The organism is Pseudomonas sp. LS1212 (genome assembly GCF_024741815.1).
GTDB lineage: Bacteria > Pseudomonadota > Gammaproteobacteria > Pseudomonadales > Pseudomonadaceae > Aquipseudomonas.
Genome location: NZ_CP102951.1, coordinates 3996899 through 4013473 on the forward strand (window position 1 = coordinate 3996899; position 16575 = coordinate 4013473).

At 61.5% G+C, this 16575-nt stretch carries 13 protein-coding genes; 7 read left to right on the forward strand and 6 right to left on the reverse strand.

Annotation, left to right across the window (positions count from 1 at the left end; translation table 11 throughout):
* Positions 1 to 48 precede the first annotated feature (48 nt).
* On the reverse strand, positions 49 to 393 hold the full coding sequence (locus tag NVV94_RS18565) for a YggL family protein (RefSeq protein WP_258443845.1): 345 nt from the start codon (positions 391 to 393) through the stop codon (positions 49 to 51).
* A 234-nt stretch (positions 394 to 627) separates the two neighbouring features.
* Between NVV94_RS18565 and dacB the strand changes: the two genes are divergently transcribed.
* Positions 628 to 2091 (forward strand): D-alanyl-D-alanine carboxypeptidase/D-alanyl-D-alanine-endopeptidase, encoded by a 1464-nt coding sequence (gene dacB / locus NVV94_RS18570; protein ID WP_258443846.1) that lies wholly within the window; start codon positions 628 to 630, stop codon positions 2089 to 2091.
* Between the two features lie 38 nt (positions 2092 to 2129).
* Here dacB and NVV94_RS18575 read toward each other — a convergent pair whose 3' ends face one another.
* Entirely contained in the window at positions 2130 to 4523 is a 2394-nt protein-coding gene (locus NVV94_RS18575) for a diguanylate cyclase (RefSeq protein ID WP_258443848.1), read from the reverse strand.
* 153 nt (positions 4524 to 4676) lie between these two features.
* The gene (gene rlmKL / locus NVV94_RS18580) at positions 4677 to 6947 is read right to left on the reverse strand and encodes a bifunctional 23S rRNA (guanine(2069)-N(7))-methyltransferase RlmK/23S rRNA (guanine(2445)-N(2))-methyltransferase RlmL (protein WP_258443849.1); all 2271 of its coding nucleotides are present in this window, start codon (positions 6945 to 6947) and stop codon (positions 4677 to 4679) included.
* A gap of 541 nt (positions 6948 to 7488) precedes the next feature.
* Between rlmKL and rmf the strand changes: the two genes are divergently transcribed.
* Positions 7489 to 7704: a ribosome modulation factor gene (gene rmf / locus NVV94_RS18585; protein WP_008368461.1), complete on the forward strand. Its 216-nt coding sequence runs from the start codon at positions 7489 to 7491 to the stop codon at positions 7702 to 7704.
* A gap of 97 nt (positions 7705 to 7801) precedes the next feature.
* Here the strand turns inward: rmf and NVV94_RS18590 are convergent, their stop codons facing one another.
* Entirely contained in the window at positions 7802 to 8827 is a 1026-nt protein-coding gene (locus NVV94_RS18590) for a quinone-dependent dihydroorotate dehydrogenase (RefSeq protein ID WP_258443850.1), read from the reverse strand.
* 294 nt (positions 8828 to 9121) lie between these two features.
* On the opposite strand from NVV94_RS18590, the gene NVV94_RS18595 reads away from it, so the two are divergent.
* The 5 genes from NVV94_RS18595 (at position 9122) to cobA (ending at position 14771) form a co-directional block, all read left to right on the forward strand.
* A complete protein-coding gene (locus NVV94_RS18595; protein ID WP_258447748.1) occupies positions 9122 to 10333 on the forward strand; it encodes a CmpA/NrtA family ABC transporter substrate-binding protein in 1212 nt (403 codons plus the stop codon).
* Between the two features lie 15 nt (positions 10334 to 10348).
* Positions 10349 to 10924 carry an ANTAR domain-containing response regulator gene (locus NVV94_RS18600; protein ID WP_258443851.1) on the forward strand — a complete coding sequence of 192 codons (576 nt, stop codon included), beginning with the start codon at positions 10349 to 10351 and terminating at the stop codon, positions 10922 to 10924.
* A gap of 184 nt (positions 10925 to 11108) precedes the next feature.
* Positions 11109 to 12320, forward strand: coding sequence for a NarK/NasA family nitrate transporter (locus NVV94_RS18605; RefSeq protein ID WP_258443852.1), 1212 nt, complete (start codon positions 11109 to 11111; stop codon positions 12318 to 12320).
* 10 nt (positions 12321 to 12330) lie between these two features.
* Complete coding sequence (locus tag NVV94_RS18610; protein WP_258443853.1) at positions 12331 to 14001, forward strand: bifunctional protein-serine/threonine kinase/phosphatase; 1671 nt, start codon at positions 12331 to 12333, stop codon at positions 13999 to 14001.
* 26 nt (positions 14002 to 14027) lie between these two features.
* Positions 14028 to 14771, forward strand: a complete 744-nt coding sequence (gene cobA, locus NVV94_RS18615) for a uroporphyrinogen-III C-methyltransferase (RefSeq protein WP_258443854.1) — start codon at positions 14028 to 14030, stop codon at positions 14769 to 14771.
* 63 nt (positions 14772 to 14834) lie between these two features.
* Here the strand turns inward: cobA and NVV94_RS18620 are convergent, their stop codons facing one another.
* Complete coding sequence (locus tag NVV94_RS18620; RefSeq protein ID WP_258443855.1) at positions 14835 to 15866, reverse strand: OmpA family protein; 1032 nt, start codon at positions 15864 to 15866, stop codon at positions 14835 to 14837.
* A 107-nt stretch (positions 15867 to 15973) separates the two neighbouring features.
* The gene (gene sigX / locus NVV94_RS18625; RefSeq protein WP_258447749.1) at positions 15974 to 16564 is read right to left on the reverse strand and encodes an RNA polymerase sigma factor SigX; all 591 of its coding nucleotides are present in this window, start codon (positions 16562 to 16564) and stop codon (positions 15974 to 15976) included.
* Positions 16565 to 16575: the final 11 nt, after the last annotated feature.

A 16575-nucleotide genomic window follows, 5' to 3' on the forward strand; every position in this document is an offset into this window, starting at 1 on the left:
AGGGTGGAGCGGGAGCAACGACCGGACAGGTCGTTGCTCCGTCTGGCATCAGGCGACCGGATTGATCGGCTTTTCCGGGTACCATACGTCCAGCAGCGGGCTGACTTCGACGCTGGTCAGTTCGCTACGGGCCTTGAGCCAGGCTTCGACCGTGGTGCGCTGTTCTTCGCTGACCGAACCACGCTTGCCCAGGCAAACCAGACCGTAGTCATCGCCGCCCACGTAGCCGAGGCCATTGGCCTCCATGGCCTCTTTAAGGAATGCGTCGAGGAAGGCGTCAATAGCTTCTTCAGCCAGATCTTCTTTGAAGTCCAGGTTCAGCTCAAAACCCAGCTCCTGGAATTCATCCACGCAGAGTTTTTTGCGCAGACGCTGGGAACGGTTAGTGGCCATGAAACAATCCTCTTGAGTAATATCGCGCGGCACTTTACCAGTTTCAGCCGGTCAATGCCTGACTCTGTGGGACAAAGCAGCCCCGCAACGCAAAAAAAACGCCATCGATGCACCTCGTTCGGGCACAAGCCCGCCCAGCTTGGGGCATAATGGCCGCTACATTTATTCGTGTTGGGGCTTGCTTTTTTCATGCCCTCGCTTTTTTTACCCCTCGCCTGCAGGGTTTTACTTCAAATGATCAAGTCTTTACGCCCACTGCTTATCGCCGGCCTGCTGCTGCCGCTGGCCCTGCCTGTCAACGCCGCCCCGCTGAACACTACGCTGTCGCCCAAGGTTCAACAGGCCCTGAAGGCCAGCAAATTGCAGGACTCGGCCCTGTCTCTGGTCATGCTGCCGCTCAATGGCCCCGGCACGCCCACCGTGTTCAACGCAGACGTCTCGGTCAACCCGGCTTCGACCATGAAGCTGGTCACCACCTACGCGGCGCTGGAAATGCTCGGCCCGACCCATCAGTGGAAAACCGAGTTTTACACTGACGGCCCGCTGAGCAACGGGACTCTGCAAGGCAACCTGTACCTCAAGGGCGGCGGCGACCCCAAGCTGAACATGGAAAAGCTCTGGCTGCTGATGCGCGACCTGCGCGCCAACGGCGTGCAGACCGTCACCGGTGATCTGGTCCTGGACCGCAGCCACTTCGTCCAGCCACAACTGCCGGCTTTCAATGACGACGGCGGCGACGACAACAAGCCCTTCCTGGTCAAGCCCGACTCGCTGCTGGTCAACCTCAAGGCCCTGCGTTTCATTGCCCGCAACGACGCAGGCAAGGTGTCGATCTCGGTCGAGCCACCGATCGCCAGCATCCGCATCGACAACCAGGTCAAGGCCCTGAACTCGAACAAATGCACGGGCAATGTCCGTTACAACCCGGTGACCCAGGCCGACGGCATGAGCGTGACGGTCACCGGCCAACTGGGCAACGGCTGCAGCTCGCAGACCTACCTCTCGCTGCTTGACCACCCCACCTATGCAGCCGGAGCCGTGCGGGCCATCTGGAGCGAACTGGGCGGCAGCATCCAGGGCCAGAGCCGCGTCGACGTGGTCCCCAAAAATGCCCGCCTGCTGGCCCGGGCGTTCTCGCCCGACCTGGTGGAAGTCATTCGCGACATCAACAAATACAGCAACAACACCATGGCCCAGCAATTGTTCCTGAGCCTCGGTGCGCAGTTTCGCACTGATGCCGACGGCGACGACGCCAAGGCCGCTCAGCGCGTCGTGCGCCAGTGGCTGGCGAAAAAGGGCATCACCGCGCCACACCTGATCATGGAGAACGGTTCCGGCCTGTCGCGCGCCGAGCGTGTCAGCGCCCGGGAAATGGCCAGCCTGCTGCAAGCCGCGTGGAAGAGCCCCTATGCCGCCGAGTTCATCAGCTCGATGCCATTGACCGGTATGGACGGGACCATGCGCAAGCGCCTGAAACGCACCGCCATGACCGGTGAGGCGCACATCAAGACCGGCACCCTGAACACCGTTCGGGCCATTGCCGGCTACAGTCGTGACAGCAACGGCAATACCTGGGCAGTGGTCGCCATTCTCAACGACCCACGGCCTTGGGGCGCTTCTTCGGTGCTCGACCAGGTACTGTTGGACCTGTACCGGCAACCGAAGCTGGCCGACAGCACGGCAGCACTGCAACCCTGAGGCCACACAGCGCTGCCGGCCCCAGGATCCGGCAGCGCTTACTCCAGCTCCGATTCGACCCGGTCCCGGCCGCCCTGCTTGGCCGCGTAGACGCCGGAATCGGCCCTGAGCAACAGCGCATCGGCGCCTTCACCCGCACGCCAGCCGGCGATTCCGAAGCTGGCCGTCACGATCTCCACGTCTTCCACCGGAACGCTGCGCAACCCCTGCCACAGTTCGATGGCCAAGGAATAAGCCTGTTCGGCATCGCTGCCCGGGCACAGCACCATGAACTCTTCGCCGCCCAGACGGCAAAACACATCGGTGCGCCGCAGACGCTGATTGATACGCTGGCACAGGCTCTGCAGGACCCTATCGCCCACGGCATGGCCATACTGGTCGTTGATCCGCTTGAAGTGATCGATATCGAGCATGATCACTGCCAGATCCAGATGATCTCGCTGCGCCCGCTCCAATTCCGCCTTCAACCGCTCCTGGAAATAACGGCGGTTGTGGATGCCGGTCAGCGCGTCGGTCACCGACAAGGCGCGCAGCTCCTCCTCCACCCGTTTCAGGTCGGAAATGTCGGTGAGATACCCATGCCAAAGCGTGCCGCCATCGGGCAAGGGCTCCGGGGTCGCCTCGCCACGCACCCAACGCAAGCCGCCCAGCGGCAGCTGCACCCGGTACTCCTCGCGCCACGGACTCAGACGCTCGGCCGACAAGCGGATCGACGCCCGCACCCGTCCCAGATCGTCAGGATGAATTCGCTCGAAAGTGGCCGTCGCGTCGCGCTGCAACAACTGCGGATCGAGCTCATAGATATCGCGCAAGCCTTCGCTGGCATAACTGAAACAGGACGTGCCATCAGCGTTGAGCTGGAACTGATAAATACCGCCCGGCACTTCGGCGGTCAGTTTCTCCAGCAGGCGGTCGCGCGCCGCCAGGGCTTCATGGACGCGTTTGCGCTCGGTGACATCGATACAGATTGCCAAATGCCCGACCCACAAACCATGCTCATCGAGCACCGCCGTGGCCAGCATGTTGGCCGACAGGCCACTGCCGTCCTTGCGTAGCAGCGTCCACTCACGAGGTTCGCGGCCACCGTCTTCGAGCGTTTCGGCGAGCATGGCCTGGGCTACCGGGACTTCGCGACCGAATCGCTGGCTCAGAATGGTCGCGCGGGCTTGCAACTCTTCTCGCAGAATCAAGTCTTCCAGGGTCAGGCGCCCCACGACCTCGGCACTGCGGTAGCCGAGCATCAACTCCGCACCGGCGTTGAAGGTACTGATCACCCCACGCAGGTTGGTGGCGATGATTGCCACCTGCGTGGCTGCATTCAGCACACTGCGCAATTGCCCATGGGTATCGCGCAGCTCCCGCTCGCTGACCCGCAGCTCCGACGTGCGCTGCTCGACCAGGGTCAAGGCACGCTGGCGCTGGCTGACCAGGCTGTAGAGCAAGGCGCTGAGCAACAGGCTGAGCAAACCGCCGAAGAGGACGACCGCATTGACCACGGCATAACGATTGGCCTGCATGAATGCGGTACTGGGCCGGATATCGAGCTGGTAATCGTGATCAGCCATGCGTAGCAGGTGAGTCGCCGCCAAGTGAGTCTGGGCGGCTTCGTTGGATGACTCGAACAACACCTCGGGCTCGCCATCGGCAGACAGGTCGAGAATCCGTACGAAGAGATTGTCCTGGCTCTGCAGCGGCAGGCCATCGGCCATCAGTTGGCGCATGCTGATCACCGCCAACACGAATCCTGCCGGATGGGCTTGGGGTGCCTGCGGCGAGAACACCGGTGCGACCATCAATACGCCACGGGCATAGGCCGGCTCGACCCCGACCAGGTTCAGCGGCGGCGAAACCGCCATGCTCCCCGGCAGCATGGCACGTGCCAGCGTCGCGCGACGCACGTCCTGAGACAGCAGATCGAAGCCCAGTGGCAATCCCTTCTGGTTTTGCGGCTGCGTATAGAAAACCGGGTAATACTCGGGCTGGGGAGCGGAAGGCACGAGCGAGCCGTCGGCATCCAGGCCGCCGATGACAAAGCCGGCACCCAACTCATCACGGGCACGCCGCAGGAATTGCTCAAGGTTGCGCTCGGTCACCCGGGGAGACCAGGAGTAGGCTTGGGTGCGCAACAGCAACGGCCGGGCATAGCCGTTGAATTCCTGACGTGTCACCTCGGTGGCGAACACGAAAAAACGGCGCAGGCCGTCGAGTCGTTGCTCCTGATCCTCGAACCGCTCTTCAATACGGCTGAAGCGCTCACTTGCGAGCAACTCGAAACGCTGGCGCATTTGTCGCTGATAAAAGTCATGGGTGGCCAGGGCCAACAAAGCCGTCAGCAGGCCGCCCGCCACGAACGCCAGGACGGCAACGAGCCAAGCAGACACGTCCTCGCTGATAAATCCGAGAATTTTTGGACGAACGGCATGCAACGACATAAGCAAAACTCACAGCGCCGGCGTGCTTGGGTTCACATTGGCTTTGCTACAGTTATAGCCATTGGCCACTACCTTGCCTAGTCGTCCCTTGCGCGAAAAATGCGACCAGCGAGCCCCTTGGCAAAGGGGCTCTCAATGGTCTGCGTTCCAGGCTCAACGCGCCTGGATACGCCAGGCACGATGGATCTTGCTGTTACGGGCAAAATCCGGATCCAGCGTCTGGGCAGTGATCTCTTCGACCGCGTAGCGCTCGGCAAGGTTCTGGTCCAACTGGAACTTGCGGAAGTTATTGGAGAAGTACAGCACGCCTCCCGGCGCCAGCCGAGCCACTGCCAGATCCAGCAACTCGACATGATCGCGCTGAACGTCAAACACGCCTTCCATGCGCTTGGAGTTCGAGAACGTCGGCGGGTCGATGAAGATCAAGTCGTATTCGTCCCGGCTGGCCTGCAACCACGCCATCACGTCACCCTGCTCCAGGCGGTTCTTGTCCGAGAAACCATTGAGCGACAGATTGCGTCGCGCCCAGTCCAGGTAGGTTTTCGACAGGTCGACGCTGGTAGTGCTGCGCGCGCCGCCCTTGGCGGCATGCACGCTGGCGGTTGCGGTGTAGCAGAACAGGTTGAGGAACCGCTTGCCGGCTGCTTCACGCTGGATGCGCATGCGCATGGGCCGATGGTCGAGGAACAGACCGGTGTCCAGGTAGTCGGTCAGGTTGACCAGCAGCTTGATGCCGCCTTCGTTGACCTCGGTGAACTGGCCCTGGGAGCTTTGCCGCTCATATTGGCGAGTACCGCTCTGGCGTTCGCGACGCTTGATCACCACCCGGCTCTTGTCGATATTCAACGCCTGCGGAATCGCCGCCAGAGCATCGAACAGACGGGCCTGGGCTTTCTCCGGGTCGATCGAACGCGGTGCGGCATATTCCTGAACATGCACCCAATCGTTGTAGAGATCGATGGCCAGGGCATATTCGGGCATGTCGGCGTCATAGACCCGATAGCATTCGATACCTTCGCGGCGTGCCCACTTGCTCAATTGCTTGAGGTTCTTCTGCAGGCGGTTGGCGAACATCTGCCCGCCTTCGCTCAGCCGCGCCTGCTCAACTATGGGAGCCGGTGCCGGCGCGGGTTTGATCGGGTTGCCGTTCTTGTTGTACTGACGCTCTTGCGGCTCGGCTGGCGCCTGATCGTAAGCCGCCTGCTCACGTTCTGCCTGGCGCTGCTCCGGGGTGCGACGATCACCCGTGACGAACTGGTCCGGCAACACCTTGATCAGCAGCAGCTTGCACGGCAATGCACCGTTCCAGAACGAATACTGTTTATGGCTGCGAATCCCCATGCGCTTGCCCAGGTCCGGCGCACCGGTGAAGACTGCCGCCTCCCAGTTCAAACAGGCTTGGCGCAGACGCTCACCGAGGTTCTGATAGAGATACAGCAGGCTGGCTTCATCTCCCAGGCGCTCGCCGTAGGGAGGGTTGCAGATCACCAGACCTTTCTGGTTCTGATCCGGACGCGGCTCGAAGGTCGCCACTTCACCCTGGTAAATCTTGATCCAGTCGCTCAGGCCCGCCCGCTCGACGTTATTGCGGCCCGGTTGAATCAGGCGCGGGTCGGCTTCGTAACCCCGAATCCACAACGGTGGCTTGGCCAACCCGACTTCGGCACGGGCCAGGGCCTCGTCATGCAGCTTGCGCCACAAGGCCGGAACATGCCCCAGCCAGGCCGAGAAGCCCCAGCGTTCACGCCTGAGGTTCGGCGCAATGTCCGCGGCAATCATGGCCGCTTCAACCAGGAAAGTACCGACGCCGCACATCGGGTCGGCCAGCGCGCCGCCCTGGGCTGCAATACGCGGCCAACCGGCGCGCACCAGAATCGCTGCCGCGAGGTTTTCCTTGAGCGGTGCCGCACCCTGTTGCAAGCGGTAGCCACGCTGGTGAAGGCTGTGGCCGGACAAGTCCAGCGAGAGGATCGCTTCACCCCGGTCCAGGCGCAAGTGCACCCGCAGATCGGGGTTCAGCTTGTCGATCGAGGGGCGCTCGCCGGTGGGCGTACGCAGTTTGTCGACGATCGCATCCTTGACCTTCAGCGCGCCGAAGTGGGTGTTGTCGATGCCCGAGCCATGCCCACTGAACTCGACCGCCAGGGTGCCATCGGGCAGCAGATGATCCTGCCAGTCCACATCGTGCACACCGTCGTACAGGTCTTCGGCATTTTTCATTGCAAAGCGCTTGAGCACCAGCAATACGCGGTTGCCCAGACGTGACCACAGACACAAGCGATAGGCCGTCTCCATGTCGGCCATGCCGCGAATGGCCGAGGTGTGCTCGCGCACCTCTTCAAGGCCAAGCCCGGTGGCTTCCTCAGCGAGCAGGCCTTCGAGGCCTTTGGGGCAGGTGAGAAAGAGTTCGTAACGATCCGACATGGGTTATCCAGAATCTTGTGCAATGAGTGAAAGGGCAAGCGCATCGCCCCTTCGATGTTTAATCGAGCGCTTTTCTTGAAGAGCGCCCGCGTGGCACCACCAAGGTGCCTGTCCACCCCCGAAACAATGGCCAAGGCGTCAGCAAAAGCCTTTGATCACGGGGTAGAGAAAATTCTCCATCAAAAAGAGCCCTGTTTTGACCCTTCGTCGTTTTATTTCCGAGGTCTGAGCTAAGGTTTTTGCACTAGCCAACTGATCTCAGCGATGGATCAAAGCCTGATCATAGCGGGCTTTGCGACATTTCCATCATTGAAGCAATTTTTTACTTATCGTCCAACCACATGAATGATTACGTCCTTATGACAAAACGATCATTCACACTTGCTCCTGCATTGGTTAGAACTCAATACAGGTTGTCACCGCAATGGGGCAACACCTTTGCTCGCCACGCCGGCAGCGAGCACACACCAGCAGAATGATTCTGCCCGGCCTCAGAAGAGGCCGAAGGGACATAACAGTCAACAAGTGAGGGCAACACCCTATGAGAAGACTTAAGCGTGATCCGTTGGAACGAGCATTTTTACGCGGATATCAGTACGGCATCCATGGCAAATCCCGCGAGCTTTGCCCTTTTACTCTACCGTCGGTACGCCAAGCCTGGATTAACGGCTGGCGCGAAGGACGCGGCGACAACTGGGACGGTATGACCGGCACTGCGGGTATCCACAGACTCAACGAACTTCACGCCGTTGGCTGAGCGAGGATCTGAATCGACTTACCATGCGCGCCCCATCCGGGCGGCGGGCTAAGGCCCAGGGGCCCCTTCAAGGGGCCCTTTTTTATGTCTGACTGTTTCAGCGAGCCGGCATGGCCGCGATCGCATCCACCGATTCACGGATCAAGGCCGGGCCCTTGTAGATGAAGCCCGAATAGATTTGCACCAGGCTCGCACCTGCCGCGATCTTTTCGGCGGCGTGCTTGCCCTCGGTAATGCCTCCGGCGGCAATGATCGGCATCTTCCCGGCCAGCTCACCTGCCAGCACCTTGACGATGTGGGTGCTCTTTTCGCGTACCGGCGCACCGGACAGACCGCCGGCCTCGTCGCCATGCTCAAGGCCTTCGACACCTTCGCGACCGAGGGTGGTGTTGGTGGCGATGACCGCATCCATACCCGACTCCAGCAATGCCGCAGCCACCAGTACGGTTTCTTCGTCGCTCATGTCCGGCGCGATCTTGATCGCCAGCGGGACGCGCTTGCCCAGTTGCTGTGCCAGGACTTCACGGCGTTCGGCCAGGGCGCCGAGCAATTGCTTGAGCGACTCGCCGAATTGCAGGCTGCGCAGGCCCGGGGTGTTGGGCGAGCTGACGTTGACGGTAATGTAGCTGGCGTGGGGGTAGACCTTGTCCAGGCAGATCAGGTAGTCGTCGACAGCGCGCTCGACCGGGGTGTCGAAGTTCTTGCCGATGTTGATCCCGAGGATGCCGGTGTATTTGGCAGCCTGCACGCGCGTGATCAGGTTGTCGACGCCGAGGTTGTTGAAGCCCATGCGGTTGATGATGGCTTCAGCCTCGGGCAGGCGGAAGATCCGCGGCTTGGGGTTGCCGGGTTGCGGGCGCGGGGTCACGGTGCCGATTTCGACGAACCCGAAGCCCAGTTGGGCGAAGCCGTCGATGGCGGCGCCATTCTTGTCCAGGCCGGCAGCCAACCCCACCGGGTTGGGGAAGTCGAGGCCCATGACGGTTACCGGCAGCTTGGCCGGTGCCTTGGTCAGCAAGCCATTGAGGCCCAAACGGCCGCCGGCACCTATCAGGTCCAGCGACAGGTCGTGGGAGGTTTCCGGGGAGAGTTTGAACAGTAGCTGGCGGGCCAGGGTATACATGGGCGGGCTTAGCTCGACGGTGGGATCAATTAAGGGGGCGATTATAGCCGGGGCCGGGGTATGGGGCGAAGCTAATTCCGGGTTTTGGGAGGCGAGCCTATCCACCCTCCTATTCAGGGCATGCCCCAAACCGAGCGACCAAGCCCACCAATGGAGCACACTGGCATATGCCTTGCTTGCCCCACTCCCATCAGCACCCGCCCCAACGTCGGAGCAGGTCACAGACAACGGCGTCGTCCCCGGCCTGCACACCCGCGACAGGCCGAACGACGCTTTTTCATGAGTGGCACAAACATGCACAACACACCAGTGAACCCACTGGCCTGGGTCAACGGCAGCGATGCCCCGGAAAAGCACAGCCTCGACATCGGCTTCATGGCCCTGAGCGACTGTGCTTCGGTCGTCGTCGCAGCCACCCAAGGCTTTGCCCAACCCTACGGCCTGACCCTCAACCTCAAGCGCCAGAGCTCCTGGGCCACCCTGCGCGACAAACTGGTCAGCGGCGAGCTCGATGCCGCCCACAGCCTCTATGGGCTGATCTACGCCGTACACCTGGGCATCGGCGGCACCAACGCCACCGACATGGCCGTGCTAATGGGCCTGAACCAGAACGGCCAAAGCATCAATCTCTCGCCCCACCTGCAAGACCACGCCGTGACCAACCCTGAAGCACTCAAATGTCACGTGCACCAAAGCAGAACAAAACTCACCTTTGCCCAGACCTTTCCTACCGGCACCCACGCCATGTGGCTGTATTACTGGCTCGCCAGCCAAGGCATCCATCCGCTGCAGGACGTAGAAAGCGTCGTCGTACCGCCACCGCAAATGGTCACCCACCTGCAAGCCGGGCGCATCGATGGCTTCTGCGTCGGTGAGCCGTGGTCGGCCAGCGCCGTCAAACAGGGCCTGGGCTTTACCTTGGCAACCAGCCAGACGATCTGGCCCGACCACCCGGAAAAAGTCCTGGGCTGCACCCGCGCCTTCATCGAACAGTACCCCAACACCGCGCGGGCACTGGTCATGGCCATCCTCGAAGCCAGCCGCTTTATCGAACAAAGCCAGGAAAACCGCCGCAGCACTGCGCAGCTGCTCAGTGGCAAGGACTACCTGGATGCCCCACTGGACTGCATCGAACCTCGCCTGCTCGGCAACTACGAAGACGGCTTGGGCAACGCCTGGCAAGACCCTCACGCGTTACGGCTCCATAATAAAGGGGAGGTCAACCAACCGTACCTGTCTGACGGCATGTGGTTCATGACCCAGTTCCGCCGCTGGGGCCTGCTGCGCGATGACCCGGACTACCTTGGCGTTGCCCGGCAAGTCCAGCAAATGGCGCTGTACCGCGAGGCCGCCGAGGCACTGGGCGTGCCCTGCTCCGCCGAGTCGATGCGCAGCAGCCGCTTGATCGACGGAACAGTCTGGGACGGCACCGACCCTGCCGGCTACGCGCGCAGCTTCAAGCTGCATGCGTTGGTCGATTCCTTGCCACTGCAAGCCAACCGCTGACAGGAGCCCGCAACCATGCTGCGAATCCTGCTGATCAACGACACCGCCAAGAAGGTCGGGCGCCTGCGCGCCGCGCTGATCGAGGCCGGCTTTGAAGTAATCGACGAATCCGGCCTCACCATCGACCTGCCCGCGCGCGTCGAAACGGTGCGACCGGACGTGATTCTGATCGATACCGAGTCACCGAGCCGCGATGTCATGGAGCAAGTGGTCCTGGTCAGTCGCGACCAACCGCGCCCCATCGTCATGTTTACCGACGAACACGACCCCGATGTGATGCGTCAGGCCATCAAGTCCGGCGTCAGTGCCTACATTGTCGAAGGTATCCACGCGCAGCGCCTGCAGCCCATCCTGGACGTGGCAATGGCCCGCTTTGAAAGCGACCAGGCCCTGCGTGCCCAGCTTCTGGCGCGCGACCAGCAATTGGCCGAGCGCAAGCGCATAGAACTGGCCAAGGGAATGCTGATGAAAATGAAAGACTGCAAGGAAGAAGAGGCCTACACCCTGATGCGGCGCCAGGCCATGAGCAAGCAGCAGAAACTCATCCAGGTGGCCGAGCAAATCATCGCCATGAACGACTTGTTGAAGTAGAGCGCTTCTGGCCCAGCTCTTGCAAATCAATTCCTGCAGGTAGCCAACGGCGGTTGCCCACATTCATGACAAAGACGTCGCACGCCCTCCAGCGCAAGCCGGTCGGGTGGCGGCGTTTTTTTGTTCTGCCCCGGCGTACGGGGTTCGACTCCCGTTGAGACTCTTACCGCAGTTGAGGTGTTCGATGAATACGAGCTTCTGGAAATCCGGCCACGCCCCTACCTTGTTCGCAGCGTTCCTGTATTTCGACCTCAGTTTCATGGTCTGGTATCTGCTCGGCCCGCTGGCCGTACAGATCGCCACCGACCTGCAACTGACCACCCAGCAACGCGGCCTGGTTGTCGCCACGCCGATCCTGGCCGGTGCGATCATGCGCCTGTTCATGGGCGTGCTGGTCGATCGCCTGTCGCCCAAGGCCGCTGGCCTGATCGGCCAGGTGATTGTCATCTGCGCACTGTTCGGCGCCTGGAAGCTCGGCATTCACAGCTATGAGCAGGCGCTGCTGCTGGGCGTGTTCCTCGGGGTCGCCGGTGCCTCGTTCGCGGTGTCGCTGCCGCTGGCCTCGCAATGGTACCCGCCACAGCACCAGGGCAAGGCCATGGGCATTGCCGGTGCAGGCAACTCCGGCACCGTCCTGGCCGCACTGTTGGCCCCGGTCCTGGCCGCCAGTTTTGGCTGGGGCAATGTCTTCGGGCTCGCATTGATTCCGCTGGTGCTGACCCTGGTGATCTTCGCACTGGTCGCGCGCAACGCCCCACAACGGCCCAAGGCCAAATCGGTAGCCGACTACCTCAAGGCCCTGGGTGACCGTGACAGCTGGTGGTTCATGTTTTTCTACAGCGTGACCTTTGGCGGCTTCATCGGCTTGGCCAGCGCCTTGCCCGGCTACTTCAACGACCAGTACGGCTTGAGCCCGGTGACTGCCGGCTACTACACCGCCGCCTGCGTCTTCGGTGGCAGCATGATGCGCCCACTGGGTGGCGCCCTGGCCGACCGTTTCGGCGGCATCCGCACCTTGCTGGCCATGTACAGCCTGGCTGCCATCTGTATCGCTGCCGTAGGCTTCAACCTGCCCAGCTCGGTCGCTGCGCTTGCGCTGTTCGTCAGCGCCATGCTCGGCCTTGGTGCAGGGAACGGCGCCGTGTTCCAACTGGTACCGCAGCGCTTTCGTCAGGAGATCGGCGTGATGACCGGTTTGATCGGTATGGCCGGCGGCATCGGCGGCTTCCTGTTGGCCGCGGGCCTTGGCGCGATCAAACAACACAGCGGCGACTATCAGCTGGGCTTGTGGCTGTTCGCCAGCCTGGGCATCCTGGCCTGGTTCGGCCTGCACGGCGTGAAAAGCCGCTGGCGCACCACCTGGGGCTCGGCAGCTGTCACCGCCGCCCGCGTCTGAGCCGATGACCATGAGCCTGCAACTGAGTTTCGCCCAGGCCAGCGCCACCGGGCCACGTACGGAGAACCAGGACGCCTTGCGCCTGGTGACTCCGGCACCAGCCCTGGCCGCCAGCAAGGGCTACCTGTTCGCCCTGGCGGATGGCGTCAGCCAGTGCGCCGATGGAGGCCTGGCAGCACGCTCCAGCCTGCAGGCATTGGCCCTGGATTATTACGCGACACCGGAGACCTGGACCGTCGCCCAGGCGCTTGACCGCCTGCTGCTGGCACAAAACCGCTGGCTACAGGCCAATGGCGGGGGGCAGCCACTGCTGACCACCCTCAGCGCCCTGGTCCTGCGCGGCCAACGCTTTACCCTCGCCCATGTGGGCGACTGCCGGGTTTATCGCTGGCACGACGGGCGCCTGCAGCGCATCAGTGAGGATCACGTCTGGGACCAACCCGGCATGCAACACGTGCTCAAGCGCGCGCTGGGCCTGGATCAACACCTTGTGGTCGATTACCTGGAAGGCGAACTGCGCCAGGACGAAGGTTTCCTGCTACTGAGCGACGGTGTCTGGGCATCGCTGAGCGAAGCGGAAATCAGCGCTGTCTTGCGTGAGCAGACGGATCTGGACGATGTCGTCCGCACCCTGGTCAACGCGGCACATCTGGCTGGCAGCCAGGATAACGCCAGCGCCTTGCTGGTGCAGATCGACCAGCTCGGCGCCTCGAGCCTGGGCGATACCCTGGCGCAACTGCAACAGTGGCCGCTACCGCCACCACTCAAGCCCGGCCAGGCGATCGATGGCTGGCAGGTCGAAGCCACCCTGGGGCAATCGCGCCAGTCGCTGCTGTACCGGGTACGTGACGCCCAGAAGCAACCCTGGCTGCTCAAGACCCTGCCAGCGAGTCGCCAGGACGACCCCGGGGCCCAGCAGAGCCTGCTGCTCGAAGAATGGTTTCTGCGGCGAGTGGCTGGCCGCTGCTTTCCCGAGGTCCACCCTGCCAGTCAGCGTCAGCACCTGTACTACCTGATGCGTGAATACCCCGGTCAAACCCTGGCCGAACTGTTTCAACAGGTCGGCCCCCTGCCTCTGGCGCAATGGCAGGTGCTGGCCAGGCGTCTCCTGCAAGCGGTCGGCATGCTTCACCGCCGCAACATCCTGCACCGCGATATCAAGCCGGAAAACCTGCACCTGGGAACTGACGGGGAACTGCGCCTGCTGGATTTCGGCCTGGCCTATTGCCCGGGCCTGTCCCAGAACCTTGCCAACGAGCTCCCCGGCACGCCCAGCTATATCGCACCGGAAGCCTTCGACGGCACCCCGCCCAGTCCGCAACAAGACTTGTACGCAGTCGGCGTGACCCTGTTCTACCTGCTCACCGGACACTATCCCTACGGCGAAATCGAGGCATTCCAGCACCCGCGCTTCGGTACTCCGACCAGTGCCAGCCGGTTCCGCCCGGACCTGCCCGACTGGCTCGACCAGAATCTGCAACGTGCCCTGCTCGCAAACCCCGATGAACGTTTTGAAACCGCCGAACAATGGCTGCTGCTGCTCGAACAGGGCGAACGCCAGACCTTGAGCACGCGACCCCGGCCCCTGCTGGAGCGTGAGCCCCTGAAAGTCTGGCGGACCCTGGCCACCGTGTCGTTACTGATTAATTTGTTGCTGTTGATCTGGCTGCTCAAAGCCTGACGCCAGCCCCTTGAGAGGAATGGACCATGAATGCAAAAGTCTGGCTGGTCGGCGCAGGCCCCGGCGACCCCGAGCTGTTGACCCTCAAGGCCGTGCGCGCCCTGAATCAGGCGGACGTGGTACTGATCGATGACCTGGTCAACCCGGCCGTGCTCAGCCATTGCCCCGCCGCAAGGATCATTCCGGTCGGCAAGCGCGGTGGCTGCCGCTCCACGCCGCAAGCCTTCATTCATCGCCTGATGCTGCGCTATGCCCGTCAGGGCAAATGCGTGGCGCGACTCAAGGGTGGCGACCCGTGCATTTTCGGCCGCGGTGGCGAAGAAGCCCAATGGTTGCAGGAACGAGGTGTCGAGGTCGAACTGGTCAACGGCATCACTGCCGGCCTGGCAGGCGCCACGCAATGTGGCATCCCCTTGACCCTGCGTGGTATCAGCCGTGGCGTAACGCTGGTCACGGCGCACACCCAGGACGACAGCACCTTGAACTGGCAGGCATTGGCCCAGGGCGGTACGACGCTGGTGGTCTATATGGGCGTGGCCAAGCTGGACGAGATCCAGGCGCAGCTGCTCGCCGGCGGGATGGCCGCTGCAACGCCGGTGGCGATGATCGAAAACGCGTCCCTGCCCCAGCAGCGTGAATGCCGCAGCAACCTGCTGCAGATGCGCGCCGATGCCCTGGCCTTCAAGCTGCAAAGCCCGGCGATCCTGGTCATTGGCGAAGTCGCCGCAGGGGTCGATGCTGCACTGCAATCCCAGGTCGCCACAGGCTGAACGGCAAATCGCAGGCAAAGAAAAGCCCGGCCTGAGCCGGGCTTTTCGTTAGCGTCAGACCAATTACTTGGCTTGAGCTTCTACTTGCGCTTCTACGCGACGGTTTACAGCACGGCCAGCGTCGGTTGCGTTGTCAGCAACTGGACGGGTTTCGCCGTAGCCAACCGATTCAACGCGGCTGGATTCAACACCGTACTGGTTGGTCAGAACCTGTTTGACGGCGCCTGCACGGCGCTCGGACAGTTTCTGGTTGTAAGCGTCAGGACCGACGGAGTCAGAGTGACCTTCAACAGTGGTGGTGGTGGATGGATACTGCTGCATGAAGTCAGCCAGGTTCTTGATGTCGCCGTAGCTGTCTGGCTTCACAACCGACTTGTCGAAGTCGAACTTGACGTCCAGCTCAACACGTACGACTTCAGCGACCGCTGGGCAGCCGTCAGCGTCAACGGTAACGTTGGCTGGGGTGTCAGGGCACTTGTCGACGTTGTCGCAGACGCCGTCGTTGTCGCTGTCGGCGCAGACTTCAGCAACTGGAGCAGGAGCTGGTTCGGCTTTCTTGCCACCGCCGAAGTTCACACCGATACCGACGCTTGGCGCCCACTCGGTGTTGCCTTGGTCGATGTTGTACTGCGCTTCAACGCCAGCACGGGCGTAGAAATTATCGGTGAAGTACAGCTTGGCACCGCCGCCCAGGTTGGCGAAGGTAGAGCTGTCACGACCGCTGCGAGCGTTCTGACCGATGCTCTGATCGGAGAAGCCTGCCGAAACGTACGGACGCAGCATGTCGCCTGGTGCGTTGAAGTGGTACAGAGCGTCCAGGGCGGTGTTGGAGCCCTTGATGTTCTTGCCGGAATCGCTACGCACGTTATGGACTTCGTCGTAGCCCAGACGCAATTCAACGTCATCGGTCAGGAAGTAACCAACGGAGCCGCCGAACAGGTTGCCGTCGTTCTTGAAGTTACGCTCGCTGTCGTAGTATTCCTTCTTGGCGAAGCCTTCGATTTCGACCGCGCCTTGGCCTTGTGCCAGAGCGCCGAACGAAGTTGCGGCTACAAGAGAACCAATGGCCAAGCCCAAGGTGTTTTTCAGTTTCATCCGTTAAATCCCCATCTGGTGATTGTTAAGTAGTCCCACGTACCTTGGGGACAACTCGACGGCAAGTCTAGCAGACTTGCCGGTACGTTAGAGATATTTGCGCCTACTTAAGTTTCAGCAATACCCGCAAATTTCTCGCGTAGCTTGTCTAGAGCGCGTTTGTATCGCATCTTAGTCGCGCTCAAACCCATGTGCATGATATCCGCGATTTCCTGAAATTCCAGTTCTGCAACAAATCGTAGCACCAGAATTTCACGATCAATCGGGTTCACATACACAAGCCATCGGTCAAGTCCACCCCGTTCTTCGGGTTTCGGCGCCTTCTCTTCCGATGCTTCCTCGAGTGGATCAAGACTCAAGGCATCCATCAGCCGACGCTTGCGCCGCTCCTTGCGATACTGAGTGATACATTCGTTGTAGGTGATGCTGTAGAGCCAGGTCTTGAACTTGGATTTACCCTCAAAGTTCTTCAGACCATAGAGCACCTTCAACATCACCTCCTGACAGACATCGTCAGCATCACGATCGTTCCCTAAATAACGTGCACACACGTTAAAAAGGGTCCGCTGGTAACGCCGCATCAACTCTTCATAGGCGCGCGTAACGTGGAACAGCTCCTCATGCGAACGCGCCACCAACTCCTCGTCGGAGAGCTCGCGGGGGTCGTAACGCATAGTCAGCGAATGTACTTTATTCAAAACAAGTCTGG

Coding starts and splice junctions, on each gene's coding strand:
- NVV94_RS18590 (WP_258443850.1), bottom strand. CDS start 8,827: ATGTATACCCTGGCCCGCCAGCTACTGTTCAAACTCTCCCCGGAAACC.
- rmf (WP_008368461.1), top strand. CDS start 7,489: ATGAGAAGACTTAAGCGTGATCCGTTGGAACGAGCATTTTTACGCGGA.
- NVV94_RS18565 (WP_258443845.1), bottom strand. CDS start 393: ATGGCCACTAACCGTTCCCAGCGTCTGCGCAAAAAACTCTGCGTGGAT.
- rlmKL (WP_258443849.1), bottom strand. CDS start 6,947: ATGTCGGATCGTTACGAACTCTTTCTCACCTGCCCCAAAGGCCTCGAA.
- NVV94_RS18595 (WP_258447748.1), top strand. CDS start 9,122: ATGCACAACACACCAGTGAACCCACTGGCCTGGGTCAACGGCAGCGAT.
- NVV94_RS18605 (WP_258443852.1), top strand. CDS start 11,109: ATGAATACGAGCTTCTGGAAATCCGGCCACGCCCCTACCTTGTTCGCA.
- NVV94_RS18575 (WP_258443848.1), bottom strand. CDS start 4,523: ATGTCGTTGCATGCCGTTCGTCCAAAAATTCTCGGATTTATCAGCGAG.
- cobA (WP_258443854.1), top strand. CDS start 14,028: ATGAATGCAAAAGTCTGGCTGGTCGGCGCAGGCCCCGGCGACCCCGAG.
- NVV94_RS18610 (WP_258443853.1), top strand. CDS start 12,331: ATGAGCCTGCAACTGAGTTTCGCCCAGGCCAGCGCCACCGGGCCACGT.
- dacB (WP_258443846.1), top strand. CDS start 628: ATGATCAAGTCTTTACGCCCACTGCTTATCGCCGGCCTGCTGCTGCCG.
- NVV94_RS18600 (WP_258443851.1), top strand. CDS start 10,349: ATGCTGCGAATCCTGCTGATCAACGACACCGCCAAGAAGGTCGGGCGC.
- NVV94_RS18620 (WP_258443855.1), bottom strand. CDS start 15,866: ATGAAACTGAAAAACACCTTGGGCTTGGCCATTGGTTCTCTTGTAGCC.